The following is a 21,564-nucleotide window of genomic DNA, read 5'->3' as shown; positions in this document are numbered from 1 at the left end:
CCGCAACTATAACACAGGCCATTTTAGTCGATGAGCTACGGTACCATGTACCTTGACCCCGCCTGCTGTTGTTGAACTCTGGAGTATTGATGCAAGCGCTTGACCATAATCACTACCTCACTTTGCGCGAAGCAGCTGAAGTCCTCGAAGCCGACGGTTCTGGCGATAAGGTGCTGCGGTTGACGGATGGCTCGATACTCAAACTGTTCCGGCGCAAGCGCCTCCTGACTTCGGCGGCCTGGTATCCCTATGCAAAGCGCTTCGCCGATAACTGCACGCGCTTGAAGCAACGCCAGATACCGTGCCCCAGCATCCGCCAGGTTTACCGGATCTCAAGCATTCAAAGGGATGCCGTGCATTATGATCCACTGCCGGGCCAGACCCTGCGTCAGTTGCTGGATGATGGCCTGCGCGGTGATGCACTGAGGGCGCAACTGGGCACGTTCATCGCGATACTCCACGAGCGCGGCATTTACTTTCGCTCTGCGCACCTGGGCAATATCGTGCTGACACCTGAAGGGCAGTTGGGGCTGATCGACATTGCCGACCTGAAAGTCTTTTCCCGCCCATTGCGCAAGGCCTTGCGCCTGCGCAACTTCAAACACATGTTGCGTTACAAGCAAGATCGGGAATGGTTGCTGGATAACCACGGCAGGGTGTTTATAGAGCACTACGCCGCGGCGCAAAGCACGTGCTCGATAAGCGAATTGAATACCGAACTGCATAAAAACTGAACACCACCCGCCAGCGCCTCAGCGCTGGCGGGGGCAAAGCCTTACCCGCGCTGCAACTGCCGCGCTTGCGAGACACGTCCCAGGATCAATGCCGCGGGCATCAACACCAGCGGCCACAGCTCATCCGGACTGTGGACCAAAATACTGCCATCAAAGTTGAGCATCACCAGCGCACAGGCCAGGAACATGCCCCAGGCATCGCGCAGGCGCCAGGCCGCCAGAAGACTTGTCAGCATCAACACCACAAACAGCAACAAGGCCGGAGCCCCCGTGTAGACACCCAGGGCCACGAAGATGTTGTGTGGATGCTGGATCGGCATAAACCCGTCCAACAATTGCGCAGTGTGGAATTCGACGCCGCAGCCCAAGGTCCAGCCGCAGTTTCTCCACTCGCCGACCATGACGTTGAAGATCTCGACCCGGTAAGAGTCTCCACGGTTCCACAGCGAGATGTACCAGGCTTCGTTATGCACGCCCCAGACCACCAGGCCCAGGACCAAGGCTCCCACCAGGAGAATGCTACCGACAACCTTCGGCCGCAGATAAAGGCCATACAGCACCCAAAGCCCGAATAGAAATGCAGCCCCCACCAGAGCGGTCCGGGTCTGCAGAACAAAGGTCACGGCAATCACCGACAGCAGCACTGCGGCAGTGGCCTCAATCCAACGCTTGGTCTTGACCCAGTATGGCAAGGCCAGTGCCAGGGCACAGAACAACCAGATGCTGGCGTAAATCACGTTTATCAGCCGGGCCGGCAACAAGGCCACTCGACTGCCGAAGGGGAATTGCCCTGTGCTCCAGCTGTATATCGCGCTCAGGTAAATGTAGAGAATCAGAATCCAGAACTGGGCCCGGATAAACTCTTTGCTTCTGAAAAAATCAGGGCTTACCAGGCTGGCAACGATAAAGACAAACGATAAGACGTAGACAATGGGTTTATAGAACTCCATCGCCCCAAATACCGTGGCCGAAACAGCAAACCAGAGCATAAACACCAGCCAAAGCCAGGCCAATGGCTCTTTGAGTACCTTGAGGCCGTGACCTTTTAGCAGGAAGAACAACCCTGGCAGGGCAATCAGCCCGTAAAACACGTTATTGGTCGACTTCGACGACCAACCAACGACAAAGCTCAACAGAAACAGACATAACATCGCACTGAAGTAAGTGGTCACTCTGCTTAACTTCACGCCATTAAATTCCATGCAGCAACCATCCTATCGCCATACCTAAAATTAAAGTTGCCATGAGCTTTACGCGGTCTCGACGCTTGCGCCGCAGCTTGTTCGAACGCTCTTCAGGAACCACCACATGCTCACCAAACCCGGTGTGCAGAACCGCATCATTCTCCAAAATCAACGCATAACGATTTTCCTGGGCGTACAGCCGTGATAAATCCTTCTCCCCGGAAAACGCCGCATACGGCGCATGCAGCAGGTAGTCGGCACGCCGGCGCAACCCTGGGTTGAAGGAGAACCCCTGCCAATCGGCTTTATGCGAGCCCAGCACATAGAACGCAATTCCATGTGCCACCTTGCGCTCATTCAAGAAGACATAGGGGCTGTGCACCGCCAAGTCGTGATGGGCACTGCGCAGCCAGACCTGCAAGGCCTGAGGGTCGTCTTCCAGCAACTGCTGAGACTCTTCGATAAAACCTTCGCGGTAGAAGTCCCAGTCGTCTTCGCAATGGAAAATCCACGGGGTCTCAATCTGCCCATAGGCCAGATCGATCGAGCGCAACTGGCCCAACCGCGGATTGTTGACGAGAAAAACCGTGTGAGGTCTCCAATGCTCGGGAATGCAGTCTTCGACGGCCCGATCACCCGAGTCCTCAGTAATGAACACTTTGCGAATAGGCGCAGTATTGAAGCGATCAAATGTCTCGAGCGTTCGCTTGAGCAAGTCGAAACGCCCGCAACTGGTCACCATCACCGAGATATCGCTACTCTCACTGAACAGCATGTATGTGCACCGCCTTATTAAGGGTGGAGTAGCCGCCGGTTCTTAGAAACCTAACGACAGACGTAGTTTTTCTTTCCAGCTCAGCGGTGCGCGCTCACGCAGCGGGGCGCTCATGGCCTCGACTACGGCGTGCCCGAGAGCCCTGAAACTGTAACGTTGTTCGACCAGCGCCTGGCCGGCCTGGGCGATTGCCAGACTCAAGGCTGGAGAGGCGCGCAGCGTTTGCAGCTTGCTCCTGAGCTCTTCCCGAGTGCGGTACAACACGATGTTCTGCATATCGACAAACCCCAGCGCACGGTTTTCTTCTTCGCCCTGGTCATAGGCCAGGAGTACACAACCACAGGCCATCGCCTCGAAGTTCTTGATCATGTACTCGCCCATGTCGACATCGGCACTGACGAAATAGCGGATACGACTCAAGGTCTCGCAGTATTCCTCACCCGACTTGGTCCGGGTGATCAGCAGGTTCTCCACCTCGGCCACCGACTCCAGCATGGCTTTACGCCCGGCATAGGCCACGCTGTTGAGGCTGCCGACAAACCCGAGTTCGATATCCCGCTCCCGCCCGCGATTCTGCAACAGCGCCTGATCGTAGCCCTTGGGCACGAAGTGCGCGTCGAAGCCCTCCTGGCGCAAGCGTTCGCTGACCATGAACCCGGAACTGATGACCCTGGCCCAAGGCAGCTTGCGGTAATGGGCGCTGAATTTTCCGGTGTACTTGCAGGGGATATAGTTCTGATAGGCGTCATGCTCGAGAATAACCAGGTTGGGCAGGGTCTGTATGAACCTGACCTGTCTGATCTCTTTCTTGAAGCGCAGGAAAAAAACGATGCGGTCGTAACGCGAGACATCCACATGCTCGCGGAAATACTTGCGCAGATTGTCTTGTTCAGCGCTGGTCAGCTCGCGCATATCGCACTCGCAACGCTCAGCGATCCCGTCGTAGAACCGGTCGAGAATGGCACGCTGTTCTTTCTGCACCAGAAACAGGACTTTCAAGGGTTGTCTCTCTCACTGAGGTTCTCGTCGACCCAGAACAATTCGTGCTGCCGAACCGCCTTGCGAAAGAACTCGTTATCACCGAAAGCAGGCCACCGGCGCGCGGCGAGGTAGCGCTGGATAATGCGCCGCAACGTGCGTTTGAAAGGGGGCGCGGGCTGCAAGTCGTGCATCATGCCCAAGGACATAGCCTTGTGCCACTGTTGCTGGTCTGAAATGGGCAGCGCCCAAGGCCGCAACGGCCCCTGGCTGGCGAGCTGTGGCGGCAAGGCTACGCCACTGCCAGCGGCGCCCATGGGCCAGCGGTCGTTATCATGCAGGTGGTTGGCATAGTGCAACAGTGATTGCGGCTGCCAGGAACTGCGGGTAAGGGCCTGCATCAGCGCCTGTTGGGCACAGATGTGATCGGGATGAGGATCGAAGCGCGGGTGCGGCAAGACGACCACCTGCGGCTCGATGCGCTCGATCAGCTCGACCAGATCAGCCACCAGGTTGTCCCATGACGCAATGCCATCAGCGTCACTGCCCAGAGCAAAGGCATTAAAACGCCGGAAGTACCGGGTATCGCTCAAGTCTGCCTCTCGCGAAGGCACGGCAACGCTCGGCGCTGCCTGCATCTGCGGCAACTGCAGGCAGAAGTAGCCCAGTTGCACGCAACGCTCCTGGGGCACGCCCGCCCACAACGGCACGCTGATGCTGTCCCACGCCCGCAACGAGCCTTTCAATCGCGCGGCGGCGACTCGATCCAGGCCCATTGCCTGATAATGCTCAGCCTCAATTTCACCCGCCGTGAGGGTGACCACCCAGCTTTCCTCGGCGCTGCTGTACAGGCCAAAAGCCGCAAGCTCGGCGTCATCGGCATGGGGCGCTATCACCAGCAAGCGTTGCGCTCGGTAATCCGGGTGACGCACAACTGACAGCTCTACCGCCTCGGCGATTTTACAGAAACGCCCCTGGAGCTGGAGCCGACCGCCAAGCAGCGCCTCATGCTGACCTGTCAGATTGAGGTAGCGAATACCGCGGGTGCCACGCTCGAAATCCTGCTGATCGGCCGTTCCACCCAGAATCTTTACTCCGGGGTCGAGAAACCGCCCGCACCAGGATGCCCGGATGCGCACCTTCAGCATCAAGGTATCGCCAGCCCCCAGCGACAGGGTCCCGGGCAGGGTCAAGCGGCCTGCCACCAGCGTCAGCGCCAGTTGCTCATCGGCGGCGAGCTGATAGTCGTAATCATCGCCGGGAGAATAGAACAAGTGATCGGCAAACCACGCCTCATGGGCCACCCAGCCCAGGACAGCCAGCAGCAACGGCAGCCACCAGACCACAAGCACGCCAACAGCCAGCAACACCAACAGGCCGATCATCAGACCGATACGCTTGTTGCGCCGATGGCGTTTGAGCAGTTGCTGTTTGCGACTCATGGGCTGGCTCATACCTGGAAGACCGGTACAGGATTGCACCAACGGTCCTTGTATTCACGGTCGGCGCGCCCGAAGGAAAAACGCAGCGGCTTGCCGAGCGCACGCGCGTGCTCCCAGGCACTTTGCGTATTGAGGAAACTCAGCACGCTGCCCGGACTGAACTCGCGGGTTTGCGGATCGACGCCACCATTGACGTACTCGACGCTGATCCACTCCGGCGCTTCCACCCGATAGACCAGTTGGATGGCAATCGGCGCATCGTTGAGAAAAATCACCGACCCCATCAATAGCTCGCCCAGCAACTCGATGACCTGCGCCATGTGCTCCGCGCCGGTGGCAACAAAGCCCCAGCGCCGCTTGAACAGATCGCAGTAGATGGCGGCCAGTTCGGCACTGGAAAACTCTCCGACCGGGCGCACCACGCCACCCGCCTCTTCCAGCAGCCGCAGCTCACGGCGCTGGTTGTAGCGAAATTTCTTCGACAGTTCTTCCGGCGTGCGCGCCATGGCCAATTGCTCGGCCTGGGGCTTGAGTGCCGTGAATCGGCCTTCGTTGAGTGCAGACAAGTAACGCCCGCGATGACGCAAGACCGCCCCGGCCTCAGGCGCGGCAGGCAGAATCAGTTCGGCATTGCCGAGGTCGAACAAGCCTTTTTTGCCGGCCCGCTTGAGCACATCCTTGGACAGCGCCAAGTCGCGCCCCCAGGTCGGGATAGCGGCTGTCAGCTCGCCGTCCTGCTCCCAGGCCAGGTAGCGCACCGGAATTTTCGCCAGGTCCGCAAGACGCTCAACCACCAGAGGATGGGTCGCGACGCTGCCACCAAAACGCTGCCAGGCCGCAGCATAGGCAGGCGCGTCGATGACTGACCAACCGCGCTCGCGCCAGCCTTGAAATCGGTTAAGCATCAGCCCCTCGCGGTCAGGTCGGTGACGGATGGCAAACGCCAGAATGCATCGCGCACGGCCTGATCCGAAAAACGCTCACGCAAGCGATCAAGCATCAGCTCGGCACATTGCAGGCGCTGCTTGGGCTCCATTGCGGCCAGATGCTTCAGGCCCTGAGCCATGTGCTCGGCATCGCCCAGTGGAAACAGAATACCCACGCCCTCGACCACTTCGCTGGCGCCACCGCAAGCCGTAGCCAACAGCGGCACGCCAGCCGCCATGGCTTCGAGCAGCACCATGCCGAAGGGCTCATGATCGGAACTCAGGGCAAACACATCGAACGCCCGGAAGTAGCGACGGCCTTGCGCCACCTGTCCGAGAAACAGCACCCGCTCGCCAATCCCCAGCTCAAGAGCCAGGGCCTTGAGGTCCGATTCCAGCCGACCGCTGCCCATGATTGCCAGCTGGCTGTTCTCGGGCAGCCCCGGCAAGGCCAGCGCGAAACCACGCAACAACGTCGCCTGGTCTTTATCCGGGTGCAGGCGACCCACATTGCCGACGATCCAGGCATTGGCGGACAGCCCCAGCTCTTGGCGGGCTTCGACCACGTCCAACTGAGACGCCTGCAAGGCGTCTATATCAATGCGGTTGTAGAGGGTCTGAATACGTGTGGGCGACCAATTCGGCAAGCAGCGACGAATGTCATCGCGCACGGCATCGGACACACCGAGCAGGCTCAAGCGCTGGCGAAATATCCGCGCGAACAGCTTGCGGCTGCAGCGCTGATAGTCGCCAAACGCGTGATGCACGCCAATCACCGGCAAGCGGCTGCCCAGCAGCGCGATGTAGATCGGTTTGAAACGATGGGCGATACAGAAACTGAAATTGCGCGAGGCGACGATTTTGCGCAAATCGGCGATCGCCCCCAGTTTCAGGCCACGGATACTCTTGGAGCTGCGCTCCATGAACAGCACTTCATCGGAAGCACAGCCAGCAGCGACTTCCGCATCCGCGGCACCGGTCAAAAAGACCGTGGTCACCCGATAGCCGCGCCCCACGAACAGGCTGGCGTACTGCCGGGCGCAGTCCAGAAAAGGCCCGTCATATCCGTGACAGAACTGCAGCACATGGCGCTCAGCCGAGCGAGTCATAAGCATCCGCGCCGTCTTTGACCACCAAAATATCTTCCATGATCAGGTACTGCAGGTCGGAGCCGAAGAACATGTTCAGCGCGTCGGTCGGCGAGCAGATCATCGGTTCGCCACGACGGTTGAGCGAGGTATTCAGGGAAACGCCGTTGCCGGTCAGGACTTCCAGGGCCTTCATCATGTCGTAGTAGCGCGGGTTGTATTCGCGCTTGAGCACCTGGGCGCGGGAGGTGCCGTCTTCATGGACGACTTCCGGCACGCGGGTTTTCCACTCTTCAGCCACTTCGAAGGTGAAGGTCATGAACGGCGCTGGGTGATCGACCTTGATCATCTGTGGGGCCACGGTGTCGAGCATCGACGGGCAGAAAGGCCTCCAGCGCTCGCGGAACTTGATCTGGTGGTTGATGCGGTCGGCCACGCCGGTGGCGCTTGGGCAACCAATGATCGAGCGACCTCCCAAGGCGCGCGGGCCGAACTCCATGCGGCCCTGGAACCAGGCCACCGGGTTGCCGTCGACCATGATCTTGGCGATTTTTTCCGGCATGTCTTCGAGCTTGCGCCACACCGGCTTGCTCGGATGACGGGCGCAAGCGGCGATCACGTCTTCGTTGCTGTAGGACGGGCCGAGATAGACGTGTTCCATCTTCTCCACCGGTACGCCACGGGCGTGGGAAACGTAGGCCGCCGCGCCGACTGCGGTCCCGGCGTCGCCGGAGGCCGGCTGCACGAACAGTTCCTTGACGTCGTCGCGAGCGATGATTTTCTGGTTCAGCTTGACGTTCAACGCACAGCCGCCAGCGAAGGCCAGCTTGCCGGTTTCCTTGAGCACATCGCCCAGGTAGTAGTCGATCATCTGCAGCGAGAGTTTCTCGAACAGCGCTTGCATGCTGGCCGCGTAGTGGATGTACGGTTCGTCGGCGATGTCGCCTTCGCGCTTGGGACCCAGCCACTCGATGAGTTTTGGCGAGAAGTAGAAGCCCTTGCCCTTCTCTTTATAGCGACGCAGGCCAATGACGTTGGCGTAGTCGGTGTTGATCACCAACTGGCCGTTTTCAAAGCTGGCCAGACGCGAGAAATCGTACTTGCTGGCATCGCCGTAAGGCGCCATGCCCATGACCTTGAACTCGCCGTCGAGCATCTCGAAACCGAGGAACTCGGTGATCGCGCCGTACAGGCCACCCAGGGAGTCCGGGTCGTAGAATTCCTTGATCTTGTGGATCTTGCCGTTTTCGCCGTAGCCGAAGAAGGTGGTGGCGTACTCACCCTTGCCGTCGATCCCGAGGATCGCGGTTTTCTCCTGGAAGCCCGAGCAGTGGTAGGCGCTGGAGGCGTGGGCCAGGTGATGCTCGACCGGCTCGATCTTGATTTTCTTCGGATCGAAACCCAGTTGCTCGAGGCACCAGACGATCTTGTTGCGATAGCGTTTGTAGCGGCGGTTGCCCATCAGGATCGCGTCGAGGGCACGGTCCGGGGCGTACCAGTAACGCTTGGCGTAGTGCCAGCGGGCCTCGCCGAACAAGCTGATGGGGGCGAACGGAATCGCCACCACGTCAACGTCGGAAGGCTTGATCCCGGCCTGTTCCAGGCAGAACTTCGCCGATTCGTAGGGCATGCGGTTCTTTGCATGTTTGTCGCGCACGAAGCGCTCTTCTTCAGCGGCCGCAATCAGTTTGCCGTCGATGTACAGGGCTGCTGAAGGATCATGGCTAAGGGCGCCGGACAGGCCAAGAATCGTCAATGCCACAGGGGTCTAGCCTCGTTTAGTCTGCGTGCAGGCGCGATGCGCCTTGAGAAAATGTGTGCTCGCAAAAGGGCGAGAAACAACTAAAGGGCGGGATTATAACGTAAAAGCGGCGGCAAGCCTCTAGCGGCAAACGGCCGGCGATTGAGGCGACTTTTGCCGATATTCAGGCCTTGCGACAGCCTGCGAAGGCCATGACGGCCTTTTTTATGGCGCGAGCCGGACGTCTATCTGAAACAGCGCTACCATCGCCAACCCGGCCCGCCGCTTGCGACTGAATGTCGCAGACGCCTGCCAGGCGCCCCACACTGGGTAAACTCGCGCCCCTTTGCTCGCCCCGACAGGGCGACCCGCTTTCCGGAATTCGACTCACCCCATGAAAAAAGCCGCTCCTGCCCGCCTCGCCCCGCTGTTGCCGGGCCTGCTCCTTGGCCTCAGTGGTGCCAGCCTCGCCGCACCAGCGCCCCTGGAACTCGACCCCAGCGTCGTCACGGGCTCACGCAGCGCCACCCAGAGCTTCGACCTGCCCTACTCGGTGGACAGCGTCAGCCAGCAACAGATCAGTGACGGCCAGCTCGGCATCAACGCCTCCGAAGCCCTGTCACGGGTGCCCGGGCTGGTGGTGCAGAACCGCCAGAACTATGCCCAGGACCTGCAGATTTCCTCCCGCGGCTTCGGTGCGCGCTCGGCCTTCGGCGTGCGCGGCATCAAGCTGCTGGCCGACGGCATTCCGGCCAGCACTCCGGACGGCCAGGGCCAGGCGGCAACCTTCAACCTCGACACCGCCGAGCGCATCGAAGTGCTGCGCGGTCCGGCGGCGACCCTGTATGGCAGCAATGCCGGCGGGGTGATCCAGATGTTCTCCCGTGATGGCGAAGGTCCACCACGGATCGGCGCCGAAACCCTGATCGGCAGCGACGGCCTGAGCAAGAATCACCTGAGCGCCGAAGGTGCGGTCGACGGCGCAGGCTTTGTGCTAGACGCCTCGCGCATGGACACCGATGGTTACCGCGACCACAGCGCCGCGCGGCGCGACCAGACCTTCGCCAAGGTCAACTTCAAGCCCGACGACGACAGCAAGATGGCGCTGATTTTCAGCAGCCTGGAGCAGAACGGCACCCAGGACCCGTTGGGGCAGACCTGGGCGGCCTATAAGGCCGATCCACGTTCGGTGACTGCCAACGCCTTGAGCTACAACACGCGTAAAAGCATCGATCATCAGCAATTGGGGATGAATTACGAGCGCTATTTCGGCGATGCGACCTTGCAGGTCAATGCTTATACGGGACGGCGGAGTGTGATTCAGTACCTGTCGATTCCCAAGGGAACGCCAGCCAACGAACGCGGCGGCGGCGTGGTGCAGTTCGACCGCAAGTTCTATGGCGCCGGCGTGCGCTGGCTGCAACCGGTGGATGGGGTGCCCGGCGAGCTGACCCTGATCGGCGGCCTGGACTATGACCAGAGCCAGGATGACCGCAACGGCTACCGGAACTACAGCGGCAACCAGTTGGGCGTCAAAGGCGAGTTGCGCCGCGATGAAGTCGACACCGCCCGCAGCCTCGACCCTTACTTGCAGGCCAACTGGGCCATCGGTCGCTGGACCCTGCAAGCCGGCGTGCGCCACAGCACCATGGAGTTGGATGTCGACGATCACTTCCTGAGCAATGGCGACGCCAGCGGTACAAAGCGCTACCAGAAGACCACCCCGTCGCTGAGTGCGATGTATGCCTTCACCGATGACCTGCATGGTTATGTCAGCGCCGGCAAAGGTTTCGAAACCCCGACCCAGGCCGAACTGGCCTATGCCCCGGGAGGCAGCGAGGGCTTCAACTTCGGTCTCAAGCCTTCCGAGAGCAAGCAGTACGAAGTCGGCCTGAAGGCTCGGCTTAACAGCGACACGCGAGTGAATGCCGCAGTGTTCCAGATCACCACCGAAGACGAGTTGGTGGTGGCGGAATCCAATCAAGGCCGTACCAGCTACCAAAACGCCGGACGCACCCTGCGCCGCGGATTCGAGCTGGGTATCGAGAGCCAGCTCAGCGAACAATGGAGCACCAACCTCGCCTACACCCGCCTGCAAGCCACCTACGACAGCGACTTCACCAGCGGCAGCGGCGCCACGCAAAAACACATCGACAAGGGCAACTACCTGCCCGGCGTACCGCAGACCACGCTGTTCGCCGAGCTGAACTGGAAGCCGCGGGACTGGGTCAGCACCGCCCTTGAAGGCCTGTACCGCAGCAAGGTCTACGTCGAAGACAGCAACCAGGACAAGGCCGCGCCGGGCTACAGCGTGTTCAATTGGCGCACGCGCTTCGAGCAGAAGGTCGAGCACTGGACCTTCCACCAGACCCTGCGCCTGGACAACCTGCTGGATCGGCAGTACGTCGGTTCGGTGATCGTTGGCGACGGCAACGGACGCTATTACGAAGCCGCACCGGGGCGCTCGTGGTATGCCGGCGCAGGCGCCGAGTATCGGTTCTGATCTGATGGGTACGCAGGCTGGCCGTGATGGGTCAGATACGACGCCGGCGCCCGCGAGGGACAGCGCAGCCTCGTACCTCGGCAGCGGCTACAGGGCGGTTTTGGGTAGGCGTTGATCGATGAGTTGGTACAGGGCGCTGGTTTCCGGCCAGTTGCGCATGAAGCGCGCCCGGTCGCGGGCGTAGGCCGGGGCGAAGCTGCTCAGGCTTGAGTGCTGGCACATGGAATCGAGGTCGATCAGGGCCCAGCGATCCTCCTGCCAGAACAGGTTGTGCCCCTTGAAGTCGCCATGGCTGATGCGCTCCTTGAGCAACTCGGCGAACAACGCATCCAGCGCCACCAGCTCGGATTCCGGCGCCGCGCCGCTTTCGACGAAAGGCGCAAAACGCTCGATGATGTCCGGCCCCGGCAAATACTCGGTGATCAGGTAGGCGCGGCTGCGCAACCACAGGAAGCGTTTCTCCAACACCGCCAGCGGCTTGGGTGTGGCAATCCCCAGGAACGCCAGGCGATTGCCCTCGCGCCAGGAATGCCAGGCCCGGCTCGGGCGCCAGAAGCGCTTGAACCAGTGGGCCAGCCCTTTGATGTTGTAGCGCTTGACCACCAGGCTGCGACCCGCAACGTCGACCCGACCGACACTGGCGGCGCCTCCGGTCTTGTACAGGTGTCCCTGGTCGAGCAGTTGATCGGCCTGCTCCAGCACCGGCAGCATCGCTGCCTCTTCTTCGCGGCGGATCGCGCGCAAGGCAAAGGGCCCGCGCTGCACGCTGAACAGGCTGCACTCGCGCCCGACCTTGTTCAGGAAGTCCTTCAGGCGCCAGCTGCGCACCTTGCTCACCTGCTTCTGCAACATCTCCAGGGGCAAGGCGTGCTCGGGATTGGCCAGCAGGTAATGCACCAGCAACTCTTCGGTGAAGGGCTCCAGGCTCTTGGGCAACTGGGCGAAGAACACCCCGAGGTTTTCCAGGACCTTTTGCCGAGACAACGGCTGCCCGGCGTGCTCCACGCAGATACCCGCGCCGTCGATCAAATACAGCTTGTCGTCATGGCGCAGCAGGTTGTCCAGGTGCAGGTCTTCCTGCCACAGGCCCCTGGCATGCAGTTCGGCAATCGCAGCCAACGCCTGCCCCAGCACATCCAGCTGCGTATCCGCCAGCACCGGCAACGCCGCGACCTGCTCCCAGGCATCGCCCAGGCTGTGGGCGCCTTCGAGAAACTCGAACAACAACCAGCCGCCCTCGCCCTCTTGCAAGCCATCGGCGAGCAACAGCGGCGTGGTCAGGCCCTGCTCGGCCAGCAGGCGCACCCCTTGCAGCTCGCGCTGAAAGTGCCGGGCCGCCTTATTGCCCACCAGCAGCTTGGCCAGCACCGTGCGCCCGCGCCAGACGCCGGCGCCGACATAACGCTGCCCGGGCAGCACCCGCAGCAGGCTGAGCAATTGCAACTGGGCCGGGCCGGCGGCGTCCGCCAGTTCCAGGCTCAGAGGCAAGCGCGGGGTGCGCCCGGCGTTTTTCAATTCAGACAACCGCATCAGCGCGCCCTCTTGTGACTGCTGCGCGCGGTCAGGCGCTGAACCCAGGTTTGCACCAGCGAACTGTCCACCGGCTGGTCCAGGTACGCTGCGAGCAAGCTACGCACCTCATCCACGCTCCAGACAGAAGCCCGGCGCAACAGGGGTTCAAGGTCCTTGACCCGATCGCGCTGCCCAAACAGCAACGGCCGGGTCTTTTCCAGGTCGATCAATTGCGCCTGGTAACCGTCGCCGGTGGCGTGCAGGAAAATATGCTTGGGGTAGAAACAGCCATGCACCTGGCGCAGGCCGTGCAGTTGCCGCGCCAGCAGGCCGCACGCCCGCAGGATCGCCTGATGCTGCGCGACGCTGAGCTGCTCCCACTGCTGCAACAGCGAGTCCAGGTCATTCCAGCCGTCCAGCGCCCGGGTCAGCAGGATGGCCCGGGTCTCGCCGGCCACCTTGCGCTCACCGAAGAACGTCGCCTGCAGGGCCGGGATACCCAGCTGCCGGTAGCGGCTGATATTGCGGAACTCGCGGGCAAAGCTCGGCTCGCCAAAAGGGCGATGCAGGGTCCGGGTCAGGTAATTGCTCTGGCGCTTGAGGTAAAAGCCCCGACCTTCCAGATCCAGCCGATAGACGCTGCTCCAGCCACCACGATTGGTGTTGGGCTCATCCACCGCCTCCAGTTGCTTGGCCCACAGCGCATCAAAATCGCCCAAGCCGTGGCGCTCCAGCAGCGCACGGTCTTCAGCCGCCAGAAAGTCAGTCATTCGCGTCCCTCGAAGAATCTCACCACGTGGCGAATCCGTTGCTTGTCCGCCTCACTCAGCCGACTGCGTTCGCGGTACTGCAAGTAGAAGCGCAGGCGCTGGGTGGCCGACAGGTGATACTTGGCCACCTTATCCAGACACGCCAGGTCCTTGGTAATTCGATATTTGAGCCAGAAACCGCGCCAGAAGTCGCCGTTCGGGCAGTCGATCAGGTACAGCGTGGCCTGATCATCCACCAGCAGGTTGCGCCACTTCAGGTCGTTATGGGTGAAGCGCTGATCGTGCATGGTCCGGGTGTAGCCCGCCAACTGCCGGCTGATGCCGTCGACCCAGGCCCGATCCGCCAGGCGCGGGTCCTTGCGCTCGGCCAGGGCCGACAGGTCTTCGGTCTGCGGCAACTCGCGGGTGATCATCGCCCCGCGGTCGTAGGCCAGGCCACGACGCTCCAGGCCCCAGGCCACGACTTCGGCAGTGGGGATACCCCACTTGGCGAAGCGCTTGAGGTTCTGCCATTCGGACTTGACCCGTGGCTTGCCCAGGTAGCGCCGCAGGTTCTTGCCGGCGCCGCTGTAGCGTTTGACGTAATAGTTGACGCCCTTGAGCTCGACACGGATGACCTCGGACAGCGGGTCCCGGGTCAGGCGCTCGCCCTGCAGGGCGAACACCGCCTCAAGACTGCCAAAACTCTGCGCCAGATCCTCGTAGCCAGGTTCCAGATTCCAACCCGCCATCAGAGCGCATCTCCGTACCGCTGCTTACGTGCGTAGAGCTTGTTGGCCTTGCCTTCGAGCCAGGCCAGCAGCGCCGCTTCTTCGGCCAGGATCTGGCGCAGCGGCTGCTGGAAATAGCCCTTGAGAAAACGCAGCTTGTCGCGCCGGGTCAGGCCGATGTCCAACGCCGAAAAGTACAGCGCGGCCAGGTCCTTGTCGCGCCAGCGCCGGGTAATGGCGTCGCGGGTCTGGGCCCGGTGCAGGTCGATCACCGAGAGCTTGAAGTCATCGGCGGTCACCGGTTTGTCGGTGTGCAGCAGGAAGTGGCAGATGTAGCAGTCGCGGTGGTTGACCCCGGCGCGGTGCATCATCCCGGTCATGCGCGCCACTTCGGCGATCAGCGCGCGCTTGAGCCGGGGTTCGGGCGGCTGCTTGACCCAGTCGAGGCTGAAGTCTTCGAGGCTGACGGTGGGCGCCAGCTCCTCGGTGACGATGAACGAATGCTGATCCGCCGGGTTGCTGCCGCGCTCGCCATAGGCGACGGCGGTCATGGTCGGCACTCCAGCCTGCTGCAGACGCTGGATGGCCTGCCATTCCTGGCCGGCGCCGAGCACCGGCAGCTTGGCGGTGAGCAGGTTCTTGAAGATCTCGCCCCAGCCGATGCCGCGATGGATTTTTACAAAGAAACCGTGACCGGCGACTTCCGTGCGCAAGGTGCGCCGGGCTTCCAGTTCACGATAAACCTGGCCGTCCAGACGCTCGACTTCGGCGAACGCATCGCGCCCGGCCCAAAGGCTCTTGAACGGTTCGGCAAGAATCAACTTCATCAGTGTTGCTCCGCCAGAATCACATCCGCAGCGTGCTGCGGCATGCTATAGAGGTCGGCCGTCTCGGCGAACGCCAGGCCGTTACGGCTCCAGGTCGCTCGTGCAGCGTCGTCGGTCAACATGGTGTTCAGGTATTGATTGAGTTGCGCCTGCTCCAGCGGCTCATCCAGCACCAGGCCGCTGTCGGCCTCGGCGATGTAATGGGCATAACCGCAGACGGCGCTGACCAGCACCGGCAGCCCGGCCACCAGGGCCTCGAGCAATACAGTGCCGGTGTTTTCGTTGTACGCCGGGTGGATCAACAGGTCGGCGCCCAACAGGAAGCGCGGAATATCGCTGCGCCCCTTGAGGAACTGCACATGCTCGCCCAAGCCCAATGCAGCACTCTGCAATTGGAATACCTTGGGGTCGTCCTGGCCAATTACAAACAGCCGGGTGCGTTTCTTCAGGGCCGGGGGCAGCGCGGCCAGGGCCTTGAGGCTGCGGTCGACGCCCTTGGTCTTGAACCCGGAACCGATCTGCACCAGCAGCAAGTCATCGTCGGCCAGGCCGAACTCGCGGCGGAACTCGGTGCGGATTTCAGGCGCATTGGGCGGCGCCCGGCGGTCCTGGGCGATGCCCGGCGGCAGCAGGTGGAAACGCGCCAGCGGGGTGTCGTAATGCTTGATGAACAGCGGCTGCTGGACTTCGGAAATCATCAGGATTTCAGTCTTGGCATCCTTGGCGAAGACAGCGCGCTCGTACTCGGCGAAATGCCGGTAGCGGCCCCAGCGACGATAGAACGAGTTGCGCAGGTTCTGCGCCTTGTCTTCAAAACAGCCGTCGGCGGCGTAGTACACGTCCAGCCCCGGCATTTTGTTGAAACCGATCAGGCGATCCACCGGGCGCTGGGCCAGGTCGGCTTCCATCCAGGCGCTGAGTTTCTCGTTGCGCCGATGGTTGAAGAAGGCCTTGACCGGCGCTACCAGCACTTCGAAACCCGGTGGAATATCACCTTCCCAGATCAGCGTGTAGACGCGGATCTGATGCCCACGGCTCTGGCACTCAAGGGCAATGCGCATGAAGTCGCGTTGCAGGCCGCCAAAGGGGAAGTATTTATAAAGGACAAAAGCCAGTTGCATCAGCGCAGCTCCTCAGCCAGTAACAACCTGCTCAGCCGGCTGGCGACACGCTCAGGATTCAGGCGAGTGAAGCACAGCGGCCACTCGCGTTTCAGGTCAAACCGGCGCTGGTCTTGGGGCGTCGGCTGGTAGGTGCATTTTTTCTGCAGGCAGGGTGCGCAAGGAAAGTCGCTGCCCATGTGGACCTGCACCTTGCCATAGGCCCCGGTCAGGCCCGGATTGGTCGGGCCGAACAGGGAGATGGTCGGCACATCCAGCGCCGCGGCCAGGTGGCCAAGACCGGTATCCACCGCCACGCAGGCCTGGGCCTGGACCAGCACCTTGGCCACTCCGGCCAGGTTCAGCTTCGGCAACACCGTGACATTTTTCAGGCCGCTGGCAATGCGCTCCGCACGCTCCTTCTCGGCCACATTGCCCCACGGCAGGCGGACCTCGACCCCAAGGTTGCCCATGCGCTCGCACAGCTCGCGCCAGTAGGCTTCGGGCCAGTGCTTGGTGTCCCAGGTGGTGCCGTGCAGAAACAGCACAAACGGATTCTTGCGCGGCAGCTCCACCAGTTTTTCCTGGTTCAGGCCGTAGTCACCCAGGCCCTGGGGCAGGTCGTAGCCCAGGGCCACGGCAAACAGCTGGCGCACCCGCTCCACCGCGTGCTGCCCACGGGCCACCGCCAGGCGCCGCGAATAAAAGCGCGCCGCCAGCGGCTCACGCGCCGACTCTTTATCCAGGCCGGCGACCGGGGCGCGCACGTAACGGGTCAACCAGGCGCTTTTGAGCAGGCCCTGGGCGTCGATCACCAGGTCGTATTTGGTCGAACGCACGCTTTGCTTGAAGCGTTTCCACTCGCCGCTCTTGATGGTCTGCCAGATGTTCTTGCGCCAGCGGCGGATCGCCACCGGAATCACCTTGCCCACCGCCGGGTGCCAGGTGGGAATCTCGGCAAAACCTTCTTCCACCACCCAATCGAACGTAATCCCGGGAATCGCCCGCGCGGCATCGGTCAGCGCCGGCAACGCATGGATCACATCACCCAGGGAGGAAGTCTTGATCAACAGTACCCGCAACTTACTGGACCTCGACCGCAGTGCCCTGCAAGCGCTGCAAGGCTTCGTTCACCGGCTGCGGCAGGAGCTGGCGCAGGCAGTTGTAATGGCCGAAACGGCACGTGCGGTCAAAGCAGGGGCTGCATTCGAGGCCCAGGCGCACGATTTCGACTTTCTCCGCCAGCGGCGGTGTAAAACCCGGCGACGTGGAACCGTACACCGCCACCAGCGGGCGATTCAGGGCGGCGGCCACGTGCATCAGGCCGGAGTCGTTGGACACCACCGAGTCGGCGCAGGACAGCAGATCGATGGCTTCGGCCAGGGAGGTGCCGCCGCTGAGGTTGTATGACTCTTCACGCAGGCCCGGAATCAAGCGGGCGCGAATCTCTTCACCCACGCCATGGTCGTTCTTCGAACCGAACAGCCAGACCTGCCAGCCCTCGCGGATCTTGGTTTCAGCCACTTTGGCGTAATGCTCGGACGGCCAGCGCTTGGATTCACCAAACTCGGCACCCGGGCACAAGGCCAATACCGGGCGATCGAGGCTCAGGCCGAACTTGGCCAGGGCGGCATCGCGGCTTTGCGGTTCGATGCGCAGGCTCGGGCGCGGGTAAGGCGTCGGCAGCTCGGCGCCAGGCGCGTAGGCCAGGGCCATAAAGCGCTCGATCATCAGCGGGTAGCGTTCTTTATCCAGCTTGCGCACATCGTTGAGCAGGCCATAGCGGAACTCGCCACGCCAACCGGTGCGCTGGGGGATGCCGGCGAAAAACGGCACCAGGGCCGATTTCAGGGAATTGGGCAGCAGGATCGCCTGGTCGTACTGGCCGGCCAGGGATTTGCCGATGCGCCGACGGGTGGCCAATTCCAGCGCGCCGTGGCCGAGCGGGAAGCTCAAGGCCTGGCGCACTTCGGGCATGCGCTCCAGGATCGGGCGGCTCCACTCGGGGGCCAGCACGTCGATCTCGCATTGCGGATGGCGCTGCTTCAGGCACTGAAACAGCGTCTGTGCCATCACCATGTCACCGACCCAACTGGGCCCAACGATCAGAATATTCATGTGGTTTCCAAAAACGAACCGGGGAGGCTTCCGCCTCCCCGCCTCGAGAATCCAGCACCCGCGGCCTTCACCGCCAGTTGATTTACGACCAGCCGCGAACGGCTCGCCGGGTACGTTTGTAGCAACCTCACGTTGCTGGCCAACCCTGGCTGCGCGGGTATGGGCAAAAACCTAGCTTAGCCCCAGCTCGCGCCAAATCCGTAAAACCTCGCGCCGTTCGCTGGCGAACTGATCACCGGCAATCACCCCGGCCTCGTTCTGCAAGGCCTGGCGGTGGGCGGCGGAACGGTAGGCCTTATACACCTCGCGCAGCAGGCTGGCATCGGCTGCGGGAAGTAGCCCGACCTCCTCCAACCCTTCCAGAATGCGGATATTGTCGGTGTAGCGCAGCAATGACGGGTGCTCTTGCGACCACGCCAGGGCCGCGTATTGCACCATAAATTCAATATCGACGATACCACCGGCGTCCTGCTTGAGATCGAACGGCGCCGTGGCCTCGAAGGCGTTTGCCGCGGTTCCGGCGGCGGTCAGCTTGCTGCCCAGGTTGTCGCGCATCTTGGCCCGCATCTCGCTGACCTCCTGGCGCAGCTTGGGCAGGTCGCGGGCCTTGCCCAGCACCGCGGCGCGGACTTTCTCAAAGGCCCGGCCCACATCCTGGCTGCCGACCAGCACCCGCGCCCGCACCAGGGCCTGATGCTCCCAGGTCCAGGCTTCGTTTTCCTGATAACGCGCAAAGGCCCCCAGGGAGCTGACCAAGAGCCCCGAAGCGCCGGACGGACGCAGGCGCATATCGACCTCATAGAGCTGCCCGGAGTTGGTCTGGGTGGTCAGCAAATGAATGATCCGCTGGCCCAGCCGGGTGAAGAATTGCGCACCGTCGATCGGCTTGGCGCCATCGGTTTCGGCCTGGGGATCGCCGTCATGGATAAACACCAGGTCCAGGTCGGAGCCGTGCCCCAGCTCGATACCACCGACCTTGCCGTAGCCGACAATGATAAAGCCCGGGTCGCACAGGGTGCCGTCGCTGCGTTGGGGCGAGCCATATTTGGCCACCGTCTGGCGCCAGGCCAGGGCCAGAACCTGTTCGAGAATGGCCTCGGCCAGCCAGGTCAGGTAATCGCTGACCTTCATCAAGGGCAGGCTGCCGGCGATTTCCGAGGCGGCGACCCGCAGCCGGTGGGCCAGCTTGAAGTGGCGCAAGGCTTCCATCTGCTGCTCAAGGTCGTCCTCGGGGATGCGGGTCAGGCGCTCCCGCAGCTCGGCGGCCAGCTCCGGGGCCAGGGGCGGCTTGAACAGTCGGCCCTCGTTAAGCAATTCATCGAGCAACAGCGGAAAACGGGTGATCTGCTCGGCAATCCACGGGCTGGCGGCGCACAGGGTCAGCAAACGGCGCAGGGCCCCGGGGTTCTCGGTGAGCAGTACCAGATAGGCCGAACGCCGCGCCACCGCCTCCACCAGCGGCAACACCCGCTCCAGCACCAGATCAGGGTTGGCATGTTCCACCGCCTGCGCGAGCAAGCGCGGGATAAAGGCGTCGAGCCGCTCCCGCCCCAGGCGTTGCATGGCCCGCAGTTGCGGGCTGCTGCGCAGGCTGGCGAGGGTTTTCAGGGCTTTGGGCGCATCGTTGAAGCCGCCTTCCTGCAACTGCCGGCAGGCTGCCTCCTCGTCCTGGGCCTCCTCCCACAGCGGCAGCCATTCGCCGCCGACCACCACTTCGCTCTCGGTACCGTCTTCCTCGTCCGGATCGGCAATCACCTGGCGGAAGTGCCACTCCACCCGGCCGCGCCAGTACATCAACTGCTCGTGGAACGCCGCCCAATCGGCAAAGCCCAGCATAAAGGCGATACGCGCCTGGTCCTGCGGGCTGTCAGGCAGCATTTGGGTCTGGCGGTCGGCAATCGCCTGGATTGCATGCTCGGTGTAACGCAGGAACTCATAACCTTCGCGCAACTCACCAATCACTGCCGGCGGCAGGTAACCCTGACCTTCCAGGGTACTCAGCACCTTTAATAAAGGCCGCTGCTGCAAGCTGAGGTCACGCCCGCCATGGATCAGTTGAAACGCCTGGGCAATGAACTCGACCTCGCGAATGCCGCCAGAACCCAGCTTGATGTTCTCGGCCATGCCCTTGCGCCGCACTTCCTGCTGGATCAACTGCTTCATGGTGCGCAGCGCTTCGATCGCCGAAAAATCCAGGTAGCGCCGGTAGACAAAGGGCCGCAGCAGGTCCAGCAACTGGGCCCCGGCCACTTGATCACCAGCCACCACCCGCGCCTTGATCATGGCGTAGCGCTCCCAGTCCCGGCCCTGGTCCTGGTAGTACTGCTCAAGGGCATTGAAACTCAGGACCAGGGCGCCGGCCGACCCATAAGGGCGCAGGCGCATGTCCACACGGAACACAAAACCGTCGACGGTCATCGGGTCCAGGGCCTTGATCAGGCGCTGACCGAGGCGAATGAAGAATTCCTGGTTATCCAGCGAACGCTTGACCCCCACCGTCTCGCCGCCTTCGGGGTAGGCAAAGATCAGGTCGATGTCCGAAGACAGGTTCAGCTCCACCGCCCCCAGCTTGCCCATGCCGAGGATCACCATCTGTTGCGGCTCGCCGCTGCGGCGACCGGTGGGGGTGCCGAACTGCTGGCAATGGCGCAGGTACAGCCATTGATAGGCCTGGTCGATGCTGGCGTCGGCCATGTCGGACAGGTCGCGACAGGTTTGCACCAGGTCCGCCTGGCGCGTCAGGTCGCGCCAGATGATCCGGACCTGGTGCCGGGTCCGCTGGCGGCGCAGCACCCGACCCAACTCGTCTTCGGTTTCGGCCTGCTGCACCGCGGCTGCAATCTGGGCGCACAGCTCTCCCGGCGCAAAACCGCGATCCAGCTCGCCGGACTGCACCAGTTGCAGCAACATCAAAGGGTCACGCAGACTCTGCTCAATGACAAAATCGCTGGCCGCGCCGACCCGGGCAAAGTCGTCCCAGCGTTGCTCGGTCCAGGCTCCAAGCCCGTGTTCGTCATCCAGGGCTGCCACCGCGTCACGAAACGACTGCTGCGCACGAGTGACTAATGGCAGGAGAATCGCGGGGACTTGGGCAAGCACGGGCAGGCTCATGGGCTATCCTTGATCGGCGTGGAAAGTGAGGGGCTGTGGCAAATA

The 21,564-nt window shown here is 62.2% G+C and carries 17 protein-coding genes; 2 read left to right on the top strand and 15 right to left on the bottom strand.

Going from position 1 to position 21,564, the window contains the following annotated elements:
* Positions 1-89 precede the first annotated feature (89 nt).
* Positions 90-734 carry a toluene tolerance protein gene (locus tag JFU57_RS10275; protein WP_201129176.1) on the top strand — a complete coding sequence of 215 codons (645 nt, stop codon included), beginning with the start codon at positions 90-92 and terminating at the stop codon, positions 732-734.
* A 41-nt stretch (positions 735-775) separates the two neighbouring features.
* Here JFU57_RS10275 and JFU57_RS10270 read toward each other — a convergent pair whose 3' ends face one another.
* Genes JFU57_RS10270 through JFU57_RS10240 form a run of 7 tightly spaced genes read right to left on the bottom strand, consistent with a single transcriptional unit; the run spans position 776 to position 8,889 of the window.
* Positions 776-1,936 carry an O-antigen ligase domain-containing protein gene (locus JFU57_RS10270; RefSeq protein WP_201129175.1) on the bottom strand — a complete coding sequence of 387 codons (1,161 nt, stop codon included), beginning with the start codon at positions 1,934-1,936 and terminating at the stop codon, positions 776-778.
* Complete coding sequence (locus tag JFU57_RS10265) at positions 1,926-2,693, bottom strand: hypothetical protein (protein WP_078469521.1); 768 nt, start codon at positions 2,691-2,693, stop codon at positions 1,926-1,928. The genes JFU57_RS10270 and JFU57_RS10265 overlap by 11 nt, the downstream gene beginning before the upstream one ends.
* A 42-nt stretch (positions 2,694-2,735) precedes the next feature.
* Complete coding sequence (locus JFU57_RS10260; RefSeq protein WP_201129174.1) at positions 2,736-3,692, bottom strand: glycosyltransferase family protein; 957 nt, start codon at positions 3,690-3,692, stop codon at positions 2,736-2,738.
* Positions 3,689-5,113, bottom strand: a complete 1,425-nt coding sequence (locus tag JFU57_RS10255; protein ID WP_201129173.1) for a PIG-L deacetylase family protein — start codon at positions 5,111-5,113, stop codon at positions 3,689-3,691. Before JFU57_RS10255 ends, JFU57_RS10260 begins: the two co-directional genes overlap by 4 nt.
* An 8-nt stretch (positions 5,114-5,121) precedes the next feature.
* Positions 5,122-6,018, bottom strand: a complete 897-nt coding sequence (locus JFU57_RS10250) for an antimicrobial resistance protein Mig-14 (RefSeq protein WP_201129172.1) — start codon at positions 6,016-6,018, stop codon at positions 5,122-5,124.
* The gene (locus JFU57_RS10245) at positions 6,018-7,148 is read right to left on the bottom strand and encodes a glycosyltransferase (RefSeq protein ID WP_201129171.1); all 1,131 of its coding nucleotides are present in this window, start codon (positions 7,146-7,148) and stop codon (positions 6,018-6,020) included. The genes JFU57_RS10250 and JFU57_RS10245 overlap by 1 nt, the downstream gene beginning before the upstream one ends.
* Entirely contained in the window at positions 7,132-8,889 is a 1,758-nt protein-coding gene (locus JFU57_RS10240; RefSeq protein WP_020298928.1) for a carbamoyltransferase family protein, read from the bottom strand. The genes JFU57_RS10245 and JFU57_RS10240 overlap by 17 nt, the downstream gene beginning before the upstream one ends.
* Positions 8,890-9,262: 373 nt before the next feature.
* On the opposite strand from JFU57_RS10240, the gene JFU57_RS10235 reads away from it, so the two are divergent.
* Entirely contained in the window at positions 9,263-11,371 is a 2,109-nt protein-coding gene (locus tag JFU57_RS10235; protein ID WP_201129170.1) for a TonB-dependent receptor family protein, read from the top strand.
* 87 nt (positions 11,372-11,458) lie between these two features.
* Here JFU57_RS10235 and JFU57_RS10230 read toward each other — a convergent pair whose 3' ends face one another.
* From JFU57_RS10230 to glnE, 8 genes are all read right to left on the bottom strand, one after another.
* Positions 11,459-12,901 carry a lipopolysaccharide kinase InaA family protein gene (locus JFU57_RS10230; RefSeq protein WP_201129168.1) on the bottom strand — a complete coding sequence of 481 codons (1,443 nt, stop codon included), beginning with the start codon at positions 12,899-12,901 and terminating at the stop codon, positions 11,459-11,461.
* A complete protein-coding gene (locus JFU57_RS10225) occupies positions 12,901-13,653 on the bottom strand; it encodes a lipopolysaccharide kinase InaA family protein (protein ID WP_201129167.1) in 753 nt (250 codons plus the stop codon). Before JFU57_RS10225 ends, JFU57_RS10230 begins: the two co-directional genes overlap by 1 nt.
* Positions 13,650-14,384: a lipopolysaccharide kinase InaA family protein gene (locus JFU57_RS10220; protein ID WP_078469513.1), complete on the bottom strand. Its 735-nt coding sequence runs from the start codon at positions 14,382-14,384 to the stop codon at positions 13,650-13,652. Before JFU57_RS10220 ends, JFU57_RS10225 begins: the two co-directional genes overlap by 4 nt.
* Positions 14,384-15,190 carry a lipopolysaccharide core heptose(I) kinase RfaP gene (gene rfaP, locus JFU57_RS10215; RefSeq protein WP_078469512.1) on the bottom strand — a complete coding sequence of 269 codons (807 nt, stop codon included), beginning with the start codon at positions 15,188-15,190 and terminating at the stop codon, positions 14,384-14,386. Before rfaP ends, JFU57_RS10220 begins: the two co-directional genes overlap by 1 nt.
* A complete protein-coding gene (locus tag JFU57_RS10210; RefSeq protein WP_201129166.1) occupies positions 15,190-16,311 on the bottom strand; it encodes a glycosyltransferase family 4 protein in 1,122 nt (373 codons plus the stop codon). The genes rfaP and JFU57_RS10210 overlap by 1 nt, the downstream gene beginning before the upstream one ends.
* A complete protein-coding gene (gene waaC / locus JFU57_RS10205; RefSeq protein ID WP_078469510.1) occupies positions 16,311-17,372 on the bottom strand; it encodes a lipopolysaccharide heptosyltransferase I in 1,062 nt (353 codons plus the stop codon). Before waaC ends, JFU57_RS10210 begins: the two co-directional genes overlap by 1 nt.
* 1 nt (position 17,373) lies before the next feature.
* On the bottom strand, positions 17,374-18,408 hold the full coding sequence (gene waaF / locus JFU57_RS10200) for a lipopolysaccharide heptosyltransferase II (RefSeq protein WP_020298936.1): 1,035 nt from the start codon (positions 18,406-18,408) through the stop codon (positions 17,374-17,376).
* A 171-nt stretch (positions 18,409-18,579) separates the two neighbouring features.
* Complete coding sequence (gene glnE / locus JFU57_RS10195; protein WP_078469509.1) at positions 18,580-21,519, bottom strand: bifunctional [glutamate--ammonia ligase]-adenylyl-L-tyrosine phosphorylase/[glutamate--ammonia-ligase] adenylyltransferase; 2,940 nt, start codon at positions 21,517-21,519, stop codon at positions 18,580-18,582.
* Positions 21,520-21,564: the final 45 nt, after the last annotated feature.

This window comes from Pseudomonas sp. TH07 (assembly GCF_016651285.1).
Lineage (GTDB): Bacteria > Pseudomonadota > Gammaproteobacteria > Pseudomonadales > Pseudomonadaceae > Aquipseudomonas.
This window is presented reverse-complemented; position numbering and strand designations above follow the sequence as displayed.

What these genes read in the sequence shown, in the direction of transcription:
- JFU57_RS10250 (WP_201129172.1), bottom strand. Translation starts at nt 6,018, where the DNA reads ATGCTTAACCGATTTCAAGGCTGGCGCGAGCGCGGTTGGTCAGTCATC.
- JFU57_RS10220 (WP_078469513.1), bottom strand. Translation starts at nt 14,384, where the DNA reads ATGGCGGGTTGGAATCTGGAACCTGGCTACGAGGATCTGGCGCAGAGT.
- waaF (WP_020298936.1), bottom strand. Translation starts at nt 18,408, where the DNA reads ATGAATATTCTGATCGTTGGGCCCAGTTGGGTCGGTGACATGGTGATG.
- JFU57_RS10210 (WP_201129166.1), bottom strand. Translation starts at nt 16,311, where the DNA reads ATGCAACTGGCTTTTGTCCTTTATAAATACTTCCCCTTTGGCGGCCTG.
- JFU57_RS10255 (WP_201129173.1), bottom strand. Translation starts at nt 5,113, where the DNA reads ATGAGTCGCAAACAGCAACTGCTCAAACGCCATCGGCGCAACAAGCGT.
- JFU57_RS10275 (WP_201129176.1), top strand. Translation starts at nt 90, where the DNA reads ATGCAAGCGCTTGACCATAATCACTACCTCACTTTGCGCGAAGCAGCT.
- rfaP (WP_078469512.1), bottom strand. Translation starts at nt 15,190, where the DNA reads ATGAAGTTGATTCTTGCCGAACCGTTCAAGAGCCTTTGGGCCGGGCGC.
- JFU57_RS10230 (WP_201129168.1), bottom strand. Translation starts at nt 12,901, where the DNA reads ATGCGGTTGTCTGAATTGAAAAACGCCGGGCGCACCCCGCGCTTGCCT.
- JFU57_RS10235 (WP_201129170.1), top strand. Translation starts at nt 9,263, where the DNA reads ATGAAAAAAGCCGCTCCTGCCCGCCTCGCCCCGCTGTTGCCGGGCCTG.
- JFU57_RS10225 (WP_201129167.1), bottom strand. Translation starts at nt 13,653, where the DNA reads ATGACTGACTTTCTGGCGGCTGAAGACCGTGCGCTGCTGGAGCGCCAC.
- JFU57_RS10265 (WP_078469521.1), bottom strand. Translation starts at nt 2,693, where the DNA reads ATGCTGTTCAGTGAGAGTAGCGATATCTCGGTGATGGTGACCAGTTGC.
- JFU57_RS10245 (WP_201129171.1), bottom strand. Translation starts at nt 7,148, where the DNA reads ATGACTCGCTCGGCTGAGCGCCATGTGCTGCAGTTCTGTCACGGATAT.
- JFU57_RS10270 (WP_201129175.1), bottom strand. Translation starts at nt 1,936, where the DNA reads ATGGAATTTAATGGCGTGAAGTTAAGCAGAGTGACCACTTACTTCAGT.
- glnE (WP_078469509.1), bottom strand. Translation starts at nt 21,519, where the DNA reads ATGAGCCTGCCCGTGCTTGCCCAAGTCCCCGCGATTCTCCTGCCATTA.